18 protein-coding genes are annotated in these 19,525 nt (G+C 44.0%); 5 read left to right on the top strand and 13 right to left on the bottom strand.

Annotation, left to right across the window (positions count from 1 at the left end; genetic code table 11):
- Nucleotide 1 precedes the first annotated feature (1 nt).
- Nucleotides 2-1,597, bottom strand: coding sequence for a putative polysaccharide biosynthesis protein (locus ACIQ0H_RS20915; RefSeq protein WP_403419138.1), 1,596 nt, complete (start codon nt 1,595-1,597; stop codon nt 2-4).
- Nucleotides 1,598-1,921: 324 nt separating this feature from the next.
- Here ACIQ0H_RS20915 and ACIQ0H_RS20910 point away from each other — a divergent pair, with 324 nt between their 5' ends.
- Complete coding sequence (locus tag ACIQ0H_RS20910; RefSeq protein WP_403419136.1) at nt 1,922-2,092, top strand: Spo0E family sporulation regulatory protein-aspartic acid phosphatase; 171 nt, start codon at nt 1,922-1,924, stop codon at nt 2,090-2,092.
- 35 nt (nt 2,093-2,127) lie between these two features.
- On the opposite strand, the gene ACIQ0H_RS20905 is transcribed toward ACIQ0H_RS20910, so the two are convergent.
- Both ACIQ0H_RS20905 and ACIQ0H_RS20900 read right to left on the bottom strand, forming a co-directional pair.
- The gene (locus ACIQ0H_RS20905; protein ID WP_403419135.1) at nt 2,128-4,092 is read right to left on the bottom strand and encodes an iron ABC transporter permease; all 1,965 of its coding nucleotides are present in this window, start codon (nt 4,090-4,092) and stop codon (nt 2,128-2,130) included.
- Nucleotides 4,092-5,078, bottom strand: coding sequence for an ABC transporter substrate-binding protein (locus ACIQ0H_RS20900; protein WP_403419133.1), 987 nt, complete (start codon nt 5,076-5,078; stop codon nt 4,092-4,094). Before ACIQ0H_RS20900 ends, ACIQ0H_RS20905 begins: the two co-directional genes overlap by 1 nt.
- A gap of 188 nt (nt 5,079-5,266) precedes the next feature.
- Here ACIQ0H_RS20900 and ACIQ0H_RS20895 point away from each other — a divergent pair, with 188 nt between their 5' ends.
- The 4 genes from ACIQ0H_RS20895 to ACIQ0H_RS20880 all read left to right on the top strand — a co-directional run bounded on the left by ACIQ0H_RS20895 (nt 5,267) and on the right by ACIQ0H_RS20880 (nt 8,627).
- Nucleotides 5,267-6,091 (top strand): ABC transporter ATP-binding protein, encoded by an 825-nt coding sequence (locus tag ACIQ0H_RS20895; protein ID WP_403419131.1) that lies wholly within the window; start codon nt 5,267-5,269, stop codon nt 6,089-6,091.
- A complete protein-coding gene (locus tag ACIQ0H_RS20890; RefSeq protein ID WP_403419129.1) occupies nt 6,084-6,773 on the top strand; it encodes a hypothetical protein in 690 nt (229 codons plus the stop codon). Before ACIQ0H_RS20895 ends, ACIQ0H_RS20890 begins: the two co-directional genes overlap by 8 nt.
- Before the next feature lie 143 nt (nt 6,774-6,916).
- Entirely contained in the window at nt 6,917-7,951 is a 1,035-nt protein-coding gene (locus ACIQ0H_RS20885) for an ABC transporter permease (protein ID WP_403419127.1), read from the top strand.
- Nucleotide 7,952: 1 nt separating this feature from the next.
- Nucleotides 7,953-8,627, top strand: a complete 675-nt coding sequence (locus tag ACIQ0H_RS20880) for an ABC transporter ATP-binding protein (protein WP_403419126.1) — start codon at nt 7,953-7,955, stop codon at nt 8,625-8,627.
- Nucleotides 8,628-8,708: 81 nt separating this feature from the next.
- Here the strand turns inward: ACIQ0H_RS20880 and spoVT are convergent, their stop codons facing one another.
- The 10 genes from spoVT to ispE form a co-directional block, all read right to left on the bottom strand.
- Nucleotides 8,709-9,245 carry a stage V sporulation protein T gene (gene spoVT, locus ACIQ0H_RS20875; protein ID WP_403419124.1) on the bottom strand — a complete coding sequence of 179 codons (537 nt, stop codon included), beginning with the start codon at nt 9,243-9,245 and terminating at the stop codon, nt 8,709-8,711.
- A 90-nt stretch (nt 9,246-9,335) separates the two neighbouring features.
- Nucleotides 9,336-12,866 (bottom strand): transcription-repair coupling factor, encoded by a 3,531-nt coding sequence (gene mfd, locus ACIQ0H_RS20870; protein WP_403419122.1) that lies wholly within the window; start codon nt 12,864-12,866, stop codon nt 9,336-9,338.
- A gap of 129 nt (nt 12,867-12,995) precedes the next feature.
- Complete coding sequence (locus tag ACIQ0H_RS20865; protein WP_403419120.1) at nt 12,996-13,226, bottom strand: anti-sigma-F factor Fin; 231 nt, start codon at nt 13,224-13,226, stop codon at nt 12,996-12,998.
- A gap of 185 nt (nt 13,227-13,411) precedes the next feature.
- Nucleotides 13,412-13,969: an aminoacyl-tRNA hydrolase gene (pth, locus tag ACIQ0H_RS20860; RefSeq protein WP_403419118.1), complete on the bottom strand. Its 558-nt coding sequence runs from the start codon at nt 13,967-13,969 to the stop codon at nt 13,412-13,414.
- 251 nt (nt 13,970-14,220) lie between these two features.
- Nucleotides 14,221-15,180 (bottom strand): ribose-phosphate diphosphokinase, encoded by a 960-nt coding sequence (locus ACIQ0H_RS20855; protein ID WP_403419116.1) that lies wholly within the window; start codon nt 15,178-15,180, stop codon nt 14,221-14,223.
- Nucleotides 15,173-16,564: a bifunctional UDP-N-acetylglucosamine diphosphorylase/glucosamine-1-phosphate N-acetyltransferase GlmU gene (gene glmU, locus ACIQ0H_RS20850; RefSeq protein WP_403419114.1), complete on the bottom strand. Its 1,392-nt coding sequence runs from the start codon at nt 16,562-16,564 to the stop codon at nt 15,173-15,175. The genes ACIQ0H_RS20855 and glmU overlap by 8 nt, the downstream gene beginning before the upstream one ends.
- A 245-nt stretch (nt 16,565-16,809) precedes the next feature.
- Entirely contained in the window at nt 16,810-17,094 is a 285-nt protein-coding gene (spoVG, locus tag ACIQ0H_RS20845; RefSeq protein WP_403419112.1) for a septation regulator SpoVG, read from the bottom strand.
- A 173-nt stretch (nt 17,095-17,267) separates the two neighbouring features.
- On the bottom strand, nt 17,268-17,645 hold the full coding sequence (locus ACIQ0H_RS20840; protein ID WP_403419110.1) for a RidA family protein: 378 nt from the start codon (nt 17,643-17,645) through the stop codon (nt 17,268-17,270).
- A 1-nt stretch (nt 17,646) separates the two neighbouring features.
- Nucleotides 17,647-18,474 (bottom strand): pur operon repressor, encoded by an 828-nt coding sequence (purR, locus tag ACIQ0H_RS20835; protein WP_403419108.1) that lies wholly within the window; start codon nt 18,472-18,474, stop codon nt 17,647-17,649.
- 57 nt (nt 18,475-18,531) lie between these two features.
- The gene (gene ispE / locus ACIQ0H_RS20830) at nt 18,532-19,398 is read right to left on the bottom strand and encodes a 4-(cytidine 5'-diphospho)-2-C-methyl-D-erythritol kinase (RefSeq protein ID WP_403419106.1); all 867 of its coding nucleotides are present in this window, start codon (nt 19,396-19,398) and stop codon (nt 18,532-18,534) included.
- Nucleotides 19,399-19,525: the final 127 nt, after the last annotated feature.

The raw sequence follows: 19,525 nt of genomic DNA, 5'->3' as shown, positions 1-19,525 counted from the left end.
ATTAGTCACCTTTTCTCTGATTCAGTCGTAATTGTAATGTAGCTAAACGTTTCCCGAACGGCAAGAGATACCATTCCTTCTCTGCCATTATACGCGATTTCATAATGACAAGGAGAAAAACGGACGCACCTAGCGTAACAGCCGTAAGCGCAATAACTGTCGATCTCGCCCGGCTTCCCATTCCTTCCAATAAAACCCCGTCCGCCATAACCATCCATGGCAAGGTAACCGCAATCATCAGCGTGGTCGCCGCCATTACCCAACCGTAAAATCGACTAGGCGCAAGCTGGATGGGATAGACCTTTTTAAAATACACAACGAGTCCCAATGTAATCACCGCAAAACCAATATTGCCCGCAATCGCCGCACCCATGACATTCCATATAGGGACGAGCAGTTGATTGGCAATCATTTTGACGATTAGTCCCCCGACAAGCAACAACGTCGGGATTTTCACTTTCCCCGCGCCTTGCAAAATAGCTGTGAGCGGTAAAATAAGCGACAGCCAGAAAATTTGCAGCGAAAAAATAATAAGGGAGACAGAGCCAGCACGTGTTTCAAATAGCATTTCATTCACATAAGGTAACACGAGTGCGAGTCCTGCCGCGGCTGCCCAGCCAAATAGAAAAGCGGTACGGAATGTCAGTCGTATGAAAGGCAAGGCCCCCTGCCCCGCCTCTTTCGTCGAATGATAAGCAATAAGCGGAACGATGGCTAGCGCTAGCGTTGATGCAACGAGAATACCCATTTGCACAAGCGGCTGCCCGCGATCATAGACGCCCTTCATTTCCATCGCTACATCTGAGGAAAAACCATTTGTCAGAAGAATATTGTAAACCGTAAACGAATCGACAAGCTGAAATAGTAGAAGAATGAGCGAACTGGCGCTGATACTCAGACTAACTATCGTCAATTCTTTGACAATCCGCCATGTATCCACCTTTTCCAAAGGCCCTTTAAACGTATTCCGAAAATAAAGTGCAAGAATGACAACCCCTGCACTTTCTCCAACAACCGCACCCCACATTGCCACTTCTCCCGCTGCATAAAGCGAAGCACCCGCTTGCACCGCAATCCATGTCCCAACCAAAATAACAGCCACACGAGACGCTTGCTCCCCCACACCAGACACAGCAACAGGCACCATCCTACCTTCTGATTGGAATGACCCCTTTAACACCGCAAGTGCCGGCATGACTAACACGATATAAGCACCCGCACGCAGCAATATAACAAGTTCAGGATCCCCCATTGCACGTGCGAAGTGCGGTGCAAATACAGTCAAAATAACAAAAAACATGACCGATAATACAAGCAAATAGGTAAACGCCACACGCATCATCGCTTTAGCTTCGCCGCGACTTGTGCTACCTGCGAGTAACTTGGACACTGCCACCGCAAAACCGTACGACGTCCAAACGATAAAGATGCCTATAAACGGATAAACCTGTTGGTAAATGTAAAACCCTTTGTCGCCAACAAGGTTTTGAAACGGTACCCGATAAACCGCACCAAGCAATTTTACAATAATCGCCGAAATCGTCAGGATCGACGCACCTTTCATGAATGTTTTCATATTCCAATCCACAGAAGTCATGCCCGACCCACTTTCCTTATGTAATCAAACACAGCTCGGCGTGTTTGCGTCCAGATTTTGAATTGAGCTTGTACCTGCAGGACGCAGCGAACTTAGTCCGAGTTCCCCTATTCGGCAGGTTTGAACCATCACTAAATAACGGTGAAACCAGTATACCATTAGCCACATTCACAAATGGATTCCTGTTAGCCATCATTTTTATCACTACCACTAACATTCCTCAGTAGTCGAATTAATCAGAATTATTTACACTGAGACCATACAGGTTTAACTAACGTTTTTATGGTCCACGACTTTCATTCATAAAGTATAGGGGGGTAAATTATGATTAAATTGATTCCTAGAAAACGTATTCTCTCAAAACAAATTAAGTTGAAGCAGCACGATATGTATGCCAAGGCCAATCTTTTCGGCTTTACTCATCCGATCGTTATAGCATGTAGTCAGGAGCTGGACGGGCTACTGAATAGGTACCAAGGATTTCAATCTAATTAAAATAGAACGGGAGCCGCTAAGTAGCAGCTCCCGCTCTATTTCATTTTTCGTAAGAGATATAACAAATAAGGTGTGCCGATAAGTGCCACAATTAACCCACTTGGAATGTCTTTGGGTGCAATGATGATTCTTCCGACAAAGTCAGCTGTCACGAGCAATAGTCCACCTACTAATCCGGATACGACAATCAATGGCAGATGGCGAAACCCTACTAATCGGCGTGCGATATGAGGTGCAACTAGCCCAACAAAGCCAATCGTACCAACAATCGAAACGGCTGCCGTACTGATTGCAACTCCGACTATCAATGCCCACACACGCGTCGACTTAACGGAAAGCCCTAGACCAGCCGCAACATCATCTCCGAATGTCAGCGTATCCAAGCTACGTGTCAAATAAATAGCCGGGCCGATGAACACCACAAATAACAACACGGCAAGTTGGACATCATCCCAGCCTTTTGCATACGTACTGCCTGATAACCAGACAAGCGCAGCAGCAACAGCAAGTTTTGCTTTCACGACAAATACTTGTGTGGCAGCAGAGCCAAACGCAGAAATCGCAATCCCCATCAGCGCCACGAGCATTGGTTGGAAATTGTTTTTCCACGATGTCCCCAAAATGATTCCAAGTGCGATGGCAGCCCCCACTACTGCACCAAACGGCATATATTGAACCGGAATGGCCGGGAATAATACGAGAAGCATCATCGCCCCCGCGCCGCCCATCGATGTGACGCCCAAAATACTAGCATCCGCCAATGGATTTCGTAACACCCCTTGTAGTAAAACCCCTGCAATCGCAAGCATCACGCCAACGATAAACGCGGTTAACACACGCGGCACACGGAAGTTCCACACGACAGGTTTCAACCATTCCATCGACCAGGCCATGCCGTTATAGGATAAGGCCAGTGATATAATGCCAATAATCAGTGCCACAATAATCGTGACAACAACCGGTAGTTTCACCGGCTTTAACGTTCCACCCATTTGACGGTCGCCACGACTATGTGTTTTCGCAGTTTTCCATGCCAAGTACAGCAGCCACGGTCCACCAATCAATGCAGTCATAGCACCCACCGGCACTTCTTGACCAGGTTGGATTAATCGACCTAACACATCCGCGCCAATCAACATGACACTTCCCCACAAAAATGACTGCAGGATAATGTGCAAATGCCCTCGGACACCAAGCATCCGAACAATATGCGGTGCCATTAGTCCGATAAAACCAATTGGACCGACAACACTTACTGTCGTTGCTGCAAGAACAATCGCAATCGCCCAAGCAAACAATTTCACAAGCCGAACATTTTGTCCAAGAGACGACGCGGTGTCTTCACCAAGCGACAAGATATCTAACGGCTTTGCTAGCACTAATGCCAACAAGAAGAACACGATGATAACTGGTCCTGCAAACGATACACCATCCCAATTCAACTGGACAAGCGTCCCCGAGCCCCATAAAAAGAGACCGTTTGTCTGATTTTCGAATAATAGCTGCAATGAGCCTGTCAGAGACGCAAACAATAACGAAATAATCATTCCTGTCAATGCAACGCGCACCGGTTCCATTTGCTTACCTGCTAAGAGCACCACAAGAACGGAAGACAGGATTGCCCCCACCATTGCAACTACAAATGGAAAGTTACCGAGTAATGTTGGAAAGAAGATCATCGACACGACGACGAAAAAGTAAGCTCCCGCATTAATACCCAGTGTGCTAGCAGATGCCAAAGGATTATTGGTCAACGTTTGTAACACAGCACCGGCCACGGCTAGAGCTCCACCCGCTACGATCCCAATCACTAATCGGGGTAAACGAAGAGAGAGCACGATATCTTGCACGCGCCCCTCCGTCCACACCTCTTTTACTAGTTGAGCAACCGTATAATCAGCTTGCCCTTGCGTTAAATGAATACAAGATAATAACAGCAACAGGAACAATCCGATGATCATAACAACAAGGGATCGTGCTCCTGAAGTTTTTTTCGCCATTACTTACTCACCATTGTAGTTGTAATTTTATTCAGCAATGTTTCAGCTGAAAGAGGACCTCCGTACAGCCAAGTATCTCCACCTAGATCAAATAGACGGTCTTCTTTCACGAAGTTCAAATTCTTCCATACCGCATTATCTTTTAATTGTTTTTCATAAATATTGTCGTTGTCCTGTACAATATACAAATAATTTGCATCCTCATACTTCGTAAGTCCTTCTACGTTAAATGTGCTCGAGCCATACAGTTCAAATTGATCTGGTATGTGTACATTTTTCAAACCAATTTTCTCAATGATTTGGGAAGCCATTGAATTTGGTGTAAACACACGAACTTCAGGTGCTTGTGGTCCTGTATAAGCAAGTGTTAAAATGACATCTTTCGTTTTCAGATTGGCATTCTCAATTTTTGTTTTCGCTTCATCATATTTTGCATCGAGATCTGCTAACACTTGTTTCGCTTCATCCGTCTTATCGACTGCTTTCGCAATTTCGTTAAACGTTGTGATCATTTCTTGATACAAATCCATTTTTTCATCTTCAGGATATGGATTAAAAATGACGGTCGGCGCAATTTTTTCTAAATCTGCAACCATTCCATCGTGACGGAAGCTTGTTCCGATGATCAAATCAGGTTCTAATGCAGCAATTGCTTCCAAATTCGGTTCTTGACGACCACCGACATTTACCACGTCCGCACTTAGTTCTGCGTCTATGTTTACCCAATTATGATATTCTTCTATATCCGCCATCCCAACTGGTTGGACGCCAACTGCCAATAAATCTTCTGCGTAAGTCCATTCTAAAACAACGACTTTTTTCGCTGCTTTATCCAGTGTCACTTCGCCATTCACACCTGTGATCGTTACACTTTCTTGTTCTTTCCCAGTGTCAGCCACTTTGTCCCCTTCATTCTTCGATGAACAACCAATTAATAAAACTGACACGATCGCCAAGAAAAATAATGATTTCAAATACTTTTTCATATCAAACATTCCTCCTATTACATGAGTATCATTCTCAATTAGTAGTGTAAACTCGACATGCATGAATTGTAAAGTCTTTTTTAAATCGAGTGATTATCATTCTCAACGCAGAGCAAATATGCTATTATAGTAATAATAACTTGAATATAACACTCATTGAAACAACCCATAGATACGGAGGAATCCCTATGCACACTGCGCTCAAAACCGACAACTTGTCCATTGGCTATCCGAACAAACTTCTTTTTGAAAACTTAAACCTGGCTATCCCCCGTGGAGAAATCACCGTATTCGTCGGTAGTAATGGCTGCGGAAAGTCGACATTGCTCCGGTCAATTGCACGTCTTTTAAAACCTTCAGATGGCTCTATTTTGCTCGAAGGAAAAGATATTCATTCAATGTCCTCACGTAACGTCGCCAAGAAAATGGGGATACTACCCCAAGGTCCCGTGTCCCCTGAAGGGTTAACTGTCCATGATCTTGTGAAACAAGGACGCTACCCACACCAATCATGGCTGACAAGATGGACGGAAGAGGATACGAAACAAACGAACGCTGCAATGGATGCAACACGAATCACCGATCTTCGCGATCAAGCACTCGATACGCTATCAGGCGGTCAACGTCAACGTGCCTGGATTGCAATGACACTTGCCCAGGACACGGATATCATCCTGCTCGATGAGCCTACAACGTATCTTGATATGACGCATCAAATTGAAATTCTGGATTTACTATTTGAATTAAACGAGCAAAAAAATCGTACGATCGTTATGGTACTACACGATTTAAATTTAGCTTCTCGCTATGCGCATAATATCGTTGCCATTAAAGATGGCGACGTGTATGCACAAGGCAAACCGGAAGATATTATTAACTGTGACTTAGTTCGTACTGTGTTTGGGATGGAATGCCAAGTATCAACAGATCCCCTGTTTGGCACACCACACTGCGTTCCATTCGGACGAGGTCGATGTATCGTACCCGAACTTCGAGGTCATATAGGTGATTAAATTACACACTTCACAACAAACGGCCTTGGAACGTTTTAGCGTGCACGTTGGTGAACAACCCAACACGTTTTTATCGGTCGGGGGTGCATTATCCGAACTAGGTAGTAACATACTCTTCGAAAAGATACACGACTTATCGGGGGCTCCCACAGATACTGTTGCAGCATCCATTTATATGAGAAGACACGGTTTTTTCATAGCCGCTCAACTGCATCTAATCAGCGAACACAGTTTACTTTGGGCAGGTAATTTGGAAAATATCTCGTTATTCATCGACAATGACACCCTACTGTTTTCTGTTCCTACAACCGGCTTTAGAAACGTGAAGAACCGGGAAGAAGACATTCGTTTTATTCTTGAATCGTACGGACACCCTGTCGTTGAATATGTCAGCAAGCGTGCTAAAATCGCCAAGTTAATTTTGTGGGAAAATGTGTGGGGCTACGTATTATGGATGTATTCGATGTTACTTGAAGAAAACTCTTCATTCGCAAAGCATGACTTAGCCATTTTGTTAGAAGACGAAACCTGGAAACCCGCAATGCGGCGTTCCCCATTTAAACAATACTTGAACAATCAACAAGCACTCGATGCAATGGCCAATTACAAACGGACGACCTGTTGCCTCTTAAAGGAACTTCCGAATACCGACAAATGCCCGTATTGTCCATTATCAAAATAAGCAACAGCCTACACGAACCTAAATTATCGTGTAGGCTGTTTTTATTATCCGATGGGAGTTCTTGCAAACTGTAATGATGTGTTCATCTTCCGTTCACCTTGCTCCCCTATACTCAAGTTATCAAGAAAAACGGAGGCGTAAAGATGAATATTGCATGGAAAGAAATCAGCAAGAATAAAACAAAATTTACGATTTTGGGTTCTATCATTTTCCTCGTCAGCTTTTTAACATTTATCATTTCTGGATTATCCAACGGACTATCCCAAGATAATGCTGCGTTAATAAAGGATCTGCCGAATGGACAGTTTTATATGAATGCAGATGCGAATGAAAAATACAGCCTGTCGAGAATAGATGAAAATACACAAGCCGCTCTATTAAAAGAGCACAACGATGCTAACGCTATGTCGATTCAAATGGGTTTTGTCAACGATGCGGACGACAAACAGCATAGTGTAGCCTTCGTCACATCGACTGATTCGAAATTGTTTCCAACAGTTGCCCCAGGAGAAGTCATCCTCGATCGTTCATTAGAGAAGAACGGCATCAAGGTTGGAGATATCTTAACCAACAATCAGTTTAGTGGCGAATTTAAAGTAACAGGCTTTGTCGATAAACAAAAATATAGCCATGCACCAGTCGCTTTTATTAACATGGTAAACTACCAAGAAATTTACCGTGTCCTTGAGATGCAATTAGTGTTCGTCCCAGGACAAGACAAAGCCCAGGACATTTCGTCCTTACAAGCCTTTAAAAATAAAGAATTCCTCAATACAATCCCGAGTTATAGCGCAGAACAGATGTCACTCAATATGATTATTTGGTTTTTGGTCGCCATTAGCGGCATGTTGTTCGCGATATTCTTCTATATGATGAACGTCCAAAAAATTGGCTTGTACGGCATCTTAAAAGCACTCGGTGTTAAAACAAGCAGATTGTTCGGGATGATGTGGTATCAAATGATTGTCATCACCGTCATTGCACTCGGACTATCCGTTGCGCTAAGCCAAGGATTTGCACTCATCGCACCCGAAGGCATGCCCTTCAGCTTAACGCTGGCCACAACCATTCAATTGTCCGTAATATTCTTGGTCATTGGATTCATAGGCGCCACACTTTCTGGTTTGCAAATTAAAAAAGTAGAACCACTACAAGCCATTCAGCAAGGAGAGGTGTAAAATGACGGTCTTTACTATTGACGAAGTAACAAAAACATTTACGAACGGTGAAGTCGAAGAACAGGTCTTAAAAGGCATTAACCTTTCTCTACAGGAAGGGGAAATAACAGCCTTAGTCGGCGCATCAGGATCTGGGAAGAGCACAATCCTGACAATCGCAGCAGGATTGCAACGTGCATCCGATGGGCAAATCGTATTCCAAGGGAAAAATATGAGCGACATGAGCCAAGAGCAAATTCGAAAAATCAGAGCCAGCGAGTTCGGCTTTGTCTTTCAATCCTCCCACCTCGTCCCTTTTTTGACTGTGGAAGAACAACTATTGCTGATGCTTGATGTATCAGAAACAAAAATGGCTAAACGCGTACAAAAAGACGAAGTTGCAAAGATATTAAAATTGGTCGACATGAATCATCGTAAAGACGCTTACCCCGCTTCCTTATCCGGCGGGGAAAAACAGCGGGTCGCAATCGCCCGCGCGATCATCCACAAACCGAAAATGCTGTTTGCCGATGAGCCGACAGCAAGCCTTGATTCAAAAAGATCGAAAGACGTAATGACATTGATTCGCGAGCTGACAAAAACGTTAAATATTACGACGTTGATGGTGACACATGACGAGGAAATGCTAGCTTATGCGGATCGGATTATTACAATGAAGGATGGATTGATTGTGTAAGCGCTAGGTACCAATCATTTCTCTCCATTCACAAAAACAGCCCACACAAACCGACAACTTCCGGTCCATGTGGGCTGTTTCTTATTGCTCCATTTGTTTCGATAAAAAATGTGCGGCTGTTTCTGCCGCCTTTTGTTCAGGTTCGCCAATGAAATGGACTTTCGATAGCAAGTAAACAGCTCCAATTGTGTCACCACCAGCTACAATCGGTGCGATACAATATGATTTGACTTGTTCGACTTGTCCCGGTATCCATTCCACTGCCTTTTCAAGTTTTTCGATGACGATTTTACGGCCTTTTAATACTTCTTCGATATCTGGGGATAGCTGGCGATTCAAATAATCCTTTTTCGATAAACCGGCTACGGCAATCATCTCATCCCTATCGCTGATAAGTGTAGGTGTGCCAAGCGTTTCATACAGCGTTTCTGCATACTCTTTCGCAAACTCGCCCAGTTCCGATATCGGGGAATACTTTTTCAAAATGACTTCGCCATCTCGATCCGTGAAAATTTCAAGCGGATCCCCCTCACGAATTCGGAGTGTTCTCCTAATTTCCTTTGGAATAACTATCCTTCCTAGATCGTCGATTCTGCGGACGATTCCCGTTGCCTTCATACATGATGCCTCACTTTCCACAAAATTGAACTAAATCTTTGTTTCAAATGTAGTATGCATCATTTTTGGACAAAATATGCAACATGCCCTTTAGACGGAATCAAAAACAACTGCTTCCTTTACAGCCGATTGAAGTAACTGCATCATTTCTTCCAAAACATCAAATGCCGTCTGTTTTCCAGTATGACGTTCATCGACATTCATGATGAGTTGACCGCCCTCCATTGTAAACCCAACTGCACGACCAAATTTCATCGATTCGGATACCAGTTTAGCACCGTCCGTTATTGCGGTCCCTTCTGGTGATAGACGTACTTCAATACGTGCATTGACTTTCTTGATGGATTCAACACCTGCAGCACGTCCCCATGCTTTGATACGCGCGATACGAAGCAGTAAATCTGCTTCAAGTGGCATGTCACCAAAACGATCTGTCATTTCATCGACGAGCTCGCTATAATCCTCTTCACTGTCAATCGCCTTCACGCGTTTGTACATTTGAATCTTCTGGAAGCCGTCTCGAACATACCCGTCTGGAATATAAGCGTTGACTGGCAACGATATTTCCATTTCTCGAATATCTGCTTTGACAATACCCGTCTGCTTTTCTTCAATTGCTTCTTGTAACATCTGCGAATACAGATCGAAACCAACCGAGTCAATGAAGCCATGCTGTTGCGAGCCAAGTAAATTACCTGCACCACGAATGGATAGGTCACGCATCGCAATTTTGAATCCAGAACCGAGTTCGGTAAATTCTTTAATCGCCTGTAGACGATTTTCAGCCACCTCAGTCAGTACCTTATCGCGTTGATAAAGGAAATAAGCATACGCCACACGATTAGAACGTCCTACACGTCCGCGTAGTTGGTATAACTGCGACAAGCCCATTCGATCCGCGTCGTGAACGATTAGCGTATTGACGTTTGGAATATCGATACCTGTTTCAATAATCGTCGTCGTAACAAGCACATCGTATTCACCTTCCAAAAAACTTAGAATGACTGATTCGAGTGCCGACTCTCCCATTTGTCCATGTGCAAATCCTACTCTCGCTTCGGGGATAAGTTGCTTAATTTCATCGACTTTCCGCGTTATGTCTTCCACACGATTGTATAGATAAAACACTTGCCCACCACGGCCCATTTCTCGTTCAATCGCCTCGCGAACAAGACCAAAGTTATGTTCCATCACATACGTCTGAACAGGGAATCGGTTTGCTGGGGGCGTTTCGATGACAGAAAGATCACGGACACCAAGCATCGACATATGGAGCGTTCGCGGAATTGGCGTCGCTGTCAACGTCAGAACGTCAACATTCGTTTTCAACTGTTTTAGTTTCTCTTTGTGCGTCACGCCAAATCGTTGCTCCTCATCGACAATCAGCAAGCCAAGGTCATGATAAGCAACATCCTTTGAAAGCAGGCGGTGCGTACCCACGACAATATCGATGGTTCCAGCTTTTACGCCTTTCAACGTTTCCGTCTGTTGCTTTTTCGTTCGGAAACGATTTAACAGCGACACTTCAATCGGAAAACCAGCAAAACGCTCTTTCATAGTTTCGTAATGCTGTTGCGCAAGAATCGTCGTCGGCACTAGGAACGCCGCCTGTTTTCCGTCCGCCACAGCCTTAAACGCAGCACGGATGGCCACTTCAGTTTTACCATAGCCGACATCCCCGCAAAGTAATCGATCCATGGGACGCTCTCTCTCCATATCTAGCTTCACTTCGCTAATCGACCTAAGTTGGTCATCTGTCTCATCGTAAGGGAATGCGTTTTCAAATGACCGTTGCAAGTCGTCATCTGGGGCAAATGCATGCCCTTTTTCAGATTCACGTTTGGCATATAGAAGAATCAGGTCGTCCGCAATATCTTGAACAGCAGCTGATACTTTACTTTTGGTCTTTTTCCAATCTGCACTGCCCATCTTATGCAATTTCGGTTCTTTTTCGCCCGACGCAACATATTTTTGGATCAAATCAATCTTGTCCGTAGGAACGTACAGTTTATCCTCCCCGCGGAAATGGATGACAAGGAAGTCTTTATCTATACCGCCTTGACTGATGTTGTCAATACCGATGTATTTTCCGATTCCGTGGTTCACATGGACAATGTAATCCCCTGGTTTTATTTCTGAATAACTTTTGATGCGCTCTGCATTGGTCATCTTTTGTGGTCGTGCTTTACGCTTCGGTTTCCCTTTAAATAATTCCGAATCCGTTATAACAGCAATCTGTTGGAAAGGGAGCTCAAATCCTGCAGACAAATCCCCGTCCACGACAAGTACAGCACCTGCATTCGAAGTCTTACCAGACAAGACGGATGTCATATCATAATCTTGCAAAATCGACTGTACTTTCTTCATGCGTTCAGTGCCATCCACGACAATGAAAACATTAAAATGACCTTGTTGCCACCGTTCTATTTCATTTTTCAATAAATTCATTTGACCATGGAACTGCTGCATTGGCTTACATGAAAATGTGACCGTCTTTTTCACAGTAATTCCTGGTATCGAACGAACAAATAGCGATAGATAGACTTTACGCTGATTTAACATGCTATGCACTTCGTCGAATACAAAGGAAGTTTTTGCGTCATGGACAATCTTTCCTTCTTCCAAAAGCGCTATCATCCATTCCTTTTCTTCTGCTTCAAGTGACGCGACAACTTCTAGAATCCGCCCAATCTCATCGAAAAACACGGTGCCATTGCCCGGGAAATAGTCCCCGAGGTAAGTGTTTGCATTTGAAAAAGATGCGTATTTCAACATGTTTTCTGGAAGGATGCCATCTTTCAATAGGCCAATATCGCCCGTCATATTCACCGTTAACCGTTCTTTGGCTTCCACATCTTTCATCTTCTTCAGACTGACGCCGAGTGCCACTTCTAGATTTTCCGCAATGGTCGTCAAATCTTCATTGGCCCAAACAAACTCTGATGCTGGAAGAATGGTTATCTCCTCTAACTTCCCTGTAGAGCGCTGGTCTTCAGCCAAAAATGTCCGGATGGAGTCAACCTCCGTATCGAATAACTCAATCCTAACAGGGTCTTCCATATTCAACGGATAGAGGTCTAAAATACCTCCACGCAATGCAAATTCACCCGGTGCCGTTACCATCGTTTGTCTCGTATAGCCCATCGATACAAGTTGGTCCAGCCATTTTACGATGTCAATTGTATCACCAATTTTCGTCATTAACGTGCTGTTCAACCACCGCTCTCTTGCCGGCAGTAGCTTTTTCATGCCCGCAATCGGGGTAATATAAATGCCTTTCCCAACCCGCGCCATATGATCCAGTGTATCGATGCGCTGAGCACGAAGTTCATAACTTGAGATCGAGAAATCTGCCGCAATGATCTCCTCTGCCGGATACAAATGGACAAGTGAGTCACCCAACATTTTGACTAGATCTTCATATGTACGCTGCGCTTGCAATGAGTTAGGAGAGACGATTAGAATCGGTTGTCTACTAGACTGCTGAAGTGTTTTGAAAAAGATTGACTTTGCTCCGCCTGATAACCCTGCGATGAGCTGACGGTCCTGCCCCACCTCTAACTCTTCCACTAGACCCCGAATCTCTTTTTCTTGTAAAAATAAATCTAAGAGCGCTTCCACTCATACACACCCCTTCTTTTCATCATTCATCAAATCAGTTACACCACTAATAGAGCTGAAGTAATTCTATTGGATCCAGTAAAAAAACAGAAAAAGCTTTGAACGCCATCTAGCGCCAAAGCATACCTCTTATTGAAGCCACTTGTTAAGTGTGTAGTAATCTGGGAAACGAAGGAGTGACTGTTCACATTGCTCGCATATGCAGCGAACCGTCAAATCTCCGTCCTTTTCATACGTCAAAAACTGGTCCTCTTGTCCTTCGTCCGTCTTTTGTAACTGAAGAATGGTCTCCTTCACGGATTCAAACGGGAGTGTACCTATTTCTGTCTCGCAATGCCGGCATGTATATCGAATCGCCATTATAGTCTCCGCCCCTTTTTACCTTTAGTATAGGCAGGAGTCGGCTACGTTATTCGTCACACATCAATCAATTATGCCGAGGCGTAATTGAACCAGCACTAAATCGAGTCGTCATCCCATCACTTTTCGAAGTGGAGGCTTCTGTAGCTGACGCTTCGCTTTCAGTACAAAAACATTTGCTGAGGCTAGTTATAGTTATTCATGACTTCGAGAAAAGGTTTGGCAAACCATGCTTCGCAAGCAGATGCACTTTTTTGCACCATGTCCTCTATTAACGGACTTTCTTCTTTGCTAAAAGGCGCCAGCACATAATCCGGCACTTTCATACCGCCTGTCGGACGTCCAACACCAATACGGATTCTGTTGAATTGGTCTGTCCCAAGATGTGCAATTAGTGATTTCATGCCATTATGGCCACCCGCACTTCCTTTTTGGCGCAGTCGAATGGTTCCTGGTGCAATATCGAGATCGTCATACAAAACGACAATATCCGCTTCATTCACCTCAAAATAGTCCATTAATGGCCGGACACACTCGCCAGATAGGTTCATATAGGTAAGCGGCTTGACTAGCATCACTTTTCCTTCTGGACGGTGAATAACTGTATACATCCCGTTGAATTTTGCTTGCATCGCCGGTGCAGACAGACGGTCGCAAAGCTCATCAATGACATGAAAACCCACATTATGGCGGGTCTTTTCATATTGTTTACCCGGATTGCCGAGTCCAATTATCATTTTCATCATTTTCGCGTCCTTTTTTAGTCCTTATTATCAATTACGCCAAGGCGTAATTGCGTCCGATTTTTTTCGAGCTCAGGGTCTACAGGAAGTAGATCATGCAGTGAGGAAGGATTGAACTACATCCTACCTTGTTGCGACAAGACGTCGCGCACTTAGACTGCCTTCTTAAGCTCCCCTGACAATCTGTGACATCTGACGAATAAAGTTAAATAGAAAAGATGCGCACGGATTTCCATGCGCATGTTTTCATATCACTCAAATAATGTGCTAACAGATTTCTCTTCAAATACACGAACGATTGCATCGCCAAGAAGTTTGGCAATCGATAGCTCAGTGATTTTTGGAGACTTTTTCGTTTCCGGAAGCTCGATTGTATTCGTAATAACCAATTCTTTAATTTTTGAGTTGTCAATACGCTCAATAGCAGGTCCTGACAACACAGGGTGTGTACAACAAGCATACACTTCTTTTGCACCGCTTTCGATAAGGGCACTTGCCGCAATTGCAATTGTCCCTGCAGTATCGATCATATCATCAATCAGGATTGCTGTTTTTCCTTCAACATTCCCTACGATATTCATTACTTCAGCAACATTCGGGCGTGGACGACGCTTATCGATGATTGCGATAGGTGCTTTCATGCGATCTGCCATCTTACGTGCACGAGTCACACCACCGTGATCAGGAGAAACGATAACAAGTTCATCTCGGTTGAAACCTTTTCCTTCAAAGTATTCCGTAAGAATCGGCTCGGCAACAAGATGATCAATTGGAATATCAAAGAAACCTTGGATTTGTGGTGCGTGTAAGTCAATTGCAATCACACGGTGTGCACCAGCTGTTTCCACTAAATTTGCAACAAGTTTTGCAGTGATTGGTTCACGTGGACGTGCTTTGCGATCCTGACGTGCATAACCATAGTAAGGCATAACAACATTAATTGTACGCGCAGATGCACGCTTTAATGCATCAATCATAATTAACAATTCCATCAAGTTTTCATTAACTGGCTGTGACGTCGACTGAATAACGAATACGTCGCAACCACGGATACTTTCTTCGATATTGATCTGCACTTCGCCATCGCTGAATCGTTTGACCGAAGATTTACCAAGTGTACACCCGACTTCTTCTGCTACTTGCTTTGCAAGTGGTTCATTGGAATTCAAAGAAAATATCTTTAATTTATTGTCTGGATAATGATTAGGCATTATGGCCCTCCTGGTTGTTGGAATTTAGTTTTTTTACATAACCTTCTTTATTCTCCTGCCGCGCGCGTGCAATTGCAAGTGAACTTTCTGGGACATTTTTTGTAATCGTTGACCCAGCCGCTATATATGCACCTTTTTCGACAGTTACCGGTGCTATTAAATTAGAATTACAACCGATAAAGGCATCGTCTTCGATTGTCGTGACGTGTTTTTTCTTACCGTCATAGTTGACTGTAATTGTTCCGCAACCGACATTGACGCGTGAACCAATATTTGTATCACCAATATAACTTAAATGAGATACTTTACTTCCTTCGCCAAGTGTCGACTTTTTCACTTCAACGAAGTTACCGATTTTCACTTTATCACCAAGATTTGAATCAGGGCGGATGTGAGCGAACGGTCCAACTGCCGTCATAGAACCAATCGTACTGGCAAGAACAACCGAAGAATGGACTGTCGTCCCTGTACCGATGACACTATCTACAATCTGGCTATTGGGGCCAATTATACAGTTTTCGCCGATAACAGTATGCCCTTCAATCATTGTACCTGGTTGAAGAATCGTATCACGACCAATTTCTGCAGTCGCACTGATATAGGTATTGTCCGGGTGAATGATTGTTACACCATTCCGCATATGCTTATCGGCAATACGACGGCGCATAACGCGTTCCGCTTCCGATAAGACGACACGATCATTAACACCAAGTGTTTCACTGAAGTCGTCTGTCATATACGCCGAAACGAGTGCTCCTTCGGATTGCAAAATACCAGCGACATCCGGAAGATAATACTCACCTTGCACATTGTTATTCTTTACTTTTTTCAACGTTTCGAAAAGCACTTTGTTATCAAAGCAATACGTACCTGTATTGATTTCGGTAACTTCCTGCTCTTCTGGTGTCGCATCCTTCTGTTCAACGTTACGAAGAACTTGCCCATCTTGCCCGCGGATAATACGTCCGTATCCTGTTGGATCATCTGCATTAGCTGTCAAGATTGTCGCTTTTGCACCGGTTGCATTATGATGTGCGATGAGTGCTTCCATCGTCTCCGAACGGATAAGTGGTGTATCCCCGCATACGACGATTGTCGTACCGTCTAAATCACCAATGAGTCTCTCCGCCTGCTGAACTGCATGCGCAGTCCCAAGTTGTTGTTCTTGGAGCGCATATTCGCTTTTATCCCCAAGCGTATCTTCAACCTGCTCTGCACCATGACCGACTATCGTTACAACTTTGTTAATTCCAAGACCACGTATATGGTCAATTACATGTTCGACCATCGGTTTTCCGCAGACTGGATGGAGTACTTTATATAAATTCGACTTCATCCGTGTGCCTTGCCCTGCAGCAAGAACTACGGCATATGTTTTCGTCATTTGACTTCCCCCATCAATGAGAATTAAAAACTGTTTAGCCCTTAATCTTTTCACTATTTGACTATAGCTGAAAATACTTTTTTTTTCAACCACCCTCACTTGACAAGTAGATAATAATCTTTTAATATTAGTACTTTTATTTTCTCAATTCTATTCAAGGAGATGTTTTCATTCCGTGGCATAAGAAAAAAGCCACCCTTTTAGGTAGCTTTTTCCATTTGCATCATACAGGGTTGGTTAGTCGATCATGCACCTGCCCCTTCAAGTACCTCTTCTTTCGCACAAAGATCATACGCCGCGAGTACAGCTTCTTGAATTTTTGTCCGTGCACTCGAATTAATCGGATGTGCTACATCACGGAATTCCCCATCTGGCGTCCGCTTACTTGGCATAGCAACGAACAAACCGTCATTGCCATCGATAACCCTGATATCATGTACGACAAATTCATCATCAATCGTAATTGAAGCAATCGCCCTCATTCTTCCATCTGTCTCTATCTTTCGTAATCTCACATCTGTCACTTCCATCCCTTTTCCACCCCTTTTATCTTTACAACGCATGACGACTATATTCCACAAAAGTAAGCGTTTCCCTTCTTTTAGCAATACATTTTTTAAAAGATTTGGAATAACAGAAGTTTCTAACTGGTCTATAAATAGAAAAACCCGCTCCGATTTAACGGGCGGGCGCAGATTTCACGTTATTTACTAGCTAAAGCAATGACTTCAATTTCAACTTTTACATCTTTCGGCAACCTTGCAACTTCCACCGTTGAACGGGCAGGCGTATGCGCACCAAAATGGGTTGCATAGACTTCATTTAACGCAGCAAACTCATTCATATCTTTAATGAAAACGGTTGCTTTTACAACCTTGTCCAATGAAGAGTTGGCTTCCGCAAGAACTGCTTTTAAGTTTGCGAACACTTGATGTGTCTGTTCCTCGATGGTTCCCTCAACAAGTTGTCCCTCCGGCGTCAAAGGAATTTGTCCAGATGTATAAATGAATCCGTTCACGCTGACCGCTTGTGCGTATGGTCCAATTGCCTTTGGTGCGTTTTCTGTCGCTACATAGTTCATATCATTTTCCACCTTCCAAAAAGTAGTTGCCTTCTTCCAATGCGATGGTGCGGTCCTTCTCATTTACCGCATGAAGCTTTACAAGGGACAAATAATGATCGACAAGGACTTCTTCCGGGTGAATAGATTCAACAAGAACCGCCACACCTGCAAGCTCACAACCAAACTCCTCGAGCAGGTTCTTCATCCCGACCATTGTGCCGCCAGCTTTCATAAAGTCATCTGTAATAAGCACTTTCTGACCGCTTTGCATGCTTCTCTTTGATAATACCATTGTCTGAATACGCCTTGTCGAGCCAGACACGTAATTGATGCTAACGGTAGGCCCTTCCGTCACTTTGCTATCACGGCGAACAACGACTACAGGGACATTCAAATGACGCGCAATTGCATGTGCAATCGGAATCCCTTTCGTCGCCACAGTCATAATGACATCAATCTCTGTTTCCGCAAACGCGGAAGCAAATACTTTACCGACACGGTCCATGATACGTGGATTGCCAAGAAGGTCTGTCATAAACAAGTAGCCACCCGGCAACAACCGATCTGATTGACCAAGTTTCTCTATTAAGAGTGCCATCACTTCACGAACATCTGATTCTGCCGTTTTTGGAATAAACTTCACTCCACCCGTTGCGCCCGACATCGTCACTAGCTTTCCTGTCCCTTTTTCCTCAAACGTTTCTTTTACAATCGTCAAATCCTCACTTATCGAGGACTTCGCTGCTGTATAGCGTTCGGAAAAAAAGGTCAGTGGAATGAGTTCATGTGGATAATCCAACAGATGGCGCGTCATATCGACAAGCCGCTCGCTTCTTTTCCACTTCATGGTACCATCTCCCTAAACCCGAATGTTTTAATCGTACATTAACACAATTGTACGTGGTCAATCAAGAAAGTGACGTTCGCCGATCATCCTGACCGCATAGACTTCCGGACAGAACCCTTTCAAGCCGTTATAAATACGTGGAACCCGCGACTCATGTTTGACAAGACCAAAAACAGTCGGACCACTACCACTCATCAAGACCGCGTCTGCGCCAAATCTTTTCATCTGCTCTTTTAGCATCACAACTTGTGGATGAAGATCCATTGTGACACCTTCAAGGACATTGCCAACGGACTTGCACATCTTGTCATAATCACTTGCCATAAGTGCCTCTATCATGCTGGATGTATTCGGATGTATAACTGCGGAAAGATCAAGATTTCCATAAATATCGGCTGTCGAAACTGAAATAGCGGGCTTCGCGAGAATAACCCAACAATTAGGCGGTGCAGGTAAACGTTTGATGATCTCGCCACGCCCCGTCGCAAGCGCCGTTCCACCATGGACGCAAAACGATACATCTGAACCAATCCGCGCCCCTAATGTAGCTAGCTCGTCCGCGCTAATCCCTAAATTCCATAACCTGTTCAACCCCCGCAATGTGGCGGCAGCATCTGAACTTCCCCCCGCAAGCCCTGCGGCAACAGGAATACTTTTTTCAAGCGTAATCTCTACACCCTTTTTAATTCCATACTGTTTTTGTAGCAATTCAGCTGCCTGATAGGCCAAATTTTTTCTATCATTCGGTACAAAACGTTCGGACGTTTTTATGGTGATTCGTCCGTTATCCATCGGACGAATCCAGATCTGGTCCGCAAGATCGACCGTTGTCATAATCATTTCTACTTCGTGAAAACCATCAGGTCGTTTATGTAACACATCAAGTGTTAAATTGATTTTTGCTGGCGCCTTCTCGTACAGCATCCGGCTCCCTCCATTCCAGCTTGTCATTGTTCCCTATTTTACCATAGGGCGATTTGTTTTGGTTATAAGAAATGCCGAAACGCCTCAGATAAAGGAAAGGCAACCTAAGTTCGCCACATCCTGTATG

This window comes from Sporosarcina sp. NPDC096371, from assembly GCF_044762865.1.
GTDB lineage: Bacteria > Bacillota > Bacilli > Bacillales_A > Planococcaceae > Sporosarcina.
Note: the sequence above shows the minus strand (reverse complement) of the source record. Positions and strands in the feature narration are given on the sequence as shown.

Coding starts and splice junctions, on each gene's coding strand:
- ACIQ0H_RS20880 (WP_403419126.1), top strand. CDS start 7,953: ATGACGGTCTTTACTATTGACGAAGTAACAAAAACATTTACGAACGGT.
- purR (WP_403419108.1), bottom strand. CDS start 18,474: ATGAAGTGGAAAAGAAGCGAGCGGCTTGTCGATATGACGCGCCATCTG.
- spoVT (WP_403419124.1), bottom strand. CDS start 9,245: ATGAAGGCAACGGGAATCGTCCGCAGAATCGACGATCTAGGAAGGATA.
- ACIQ0H_RS20840 (WP_403419110.1), bottom strand. CDS start 17,645: ATGAACTATGTAGCGACAGAAAACGCACCAAAGGCAATTGGACCATAC.
- spoVG (WP_403419112.1), bottom strand. CDS start 17,094: ATGGAAGTGACAGATGTGAGATTACGAAAGATAGAGACAGATGGAAGA.
- ACIQ0H_RS20900 (WP_403419133.1), bottom strand. CDS start 5,078: ATGAAAAAGTATTTGAAATCATTATTTTTCTTGGCGATCGTGTCAGTT.
- ACIQ0H_RS20905 (WP_403419135.1), bottom strand. CDS start 4,092: ATGGCGAAAAAAACTTCAGGAGCACGATCCCTTGTTGTTATGATCATC.
- ispE (WP_403419106.1), bottom strand. CDS start 19,398: ATGCTGTACGAGAAGGCGCCAGCAAAAATCAATTTAACACTTGATGTG.
- ACIQ0H_RS20885 (WP_403419127.1), top strand. CDS start 6,917: ATGAATATTGCATGGAAAGAAATCAGCAAGAATAAAACAAAATTTACG.
- ACIQ0H_RS20865 (WP_403419120.1), bottom strand. CDS start 13,226: ATGGCGATTCGATATACATGCCGGCATTGCGAGACAGAAATAGGTACA.
- ACIQ0H_RS20855 (WP_403419116.1), bottom strand. CDS start 15,180: ATGCCTAATCATTATCCAGACAATAAATTAAAGATATTTTCTTTGAAT.
- pth (WP_403419118.1), bottom strand. CDS start 13,969: ATGAAAATGATAATTGGACTCGGCAATCCGGGTAAACAATATGAAAAG.
- ACIQ0H_RS20910 (WP_403419136.1), top strand. CDS start 1,922: ATGATTAAATTGATTCCTAGAAAACGTATTCTCTCAAAACAAATTAAG.
- ACIQ0H_RS20895 (WP_403419131.1), top strand. CDS start 5,267: ATGCACACTGCGCTCAAAACCGACAACTTGTCCATTGGCTATCCGAAC.
- glmU (WP_403419114.1), bottom strand. CDS start 16,564: ATGACGAAAACATATGCCGTAGTTCTTGCTGCAGGGCAAGGCACACGG.
- ACIQ0H_RS20915 (WP_403419138.1), bottom strand. CDS start 1,597: ATGACTTCTGTGGATTGGAATATGAAAACATTCATGAAAGGTGCGTCG.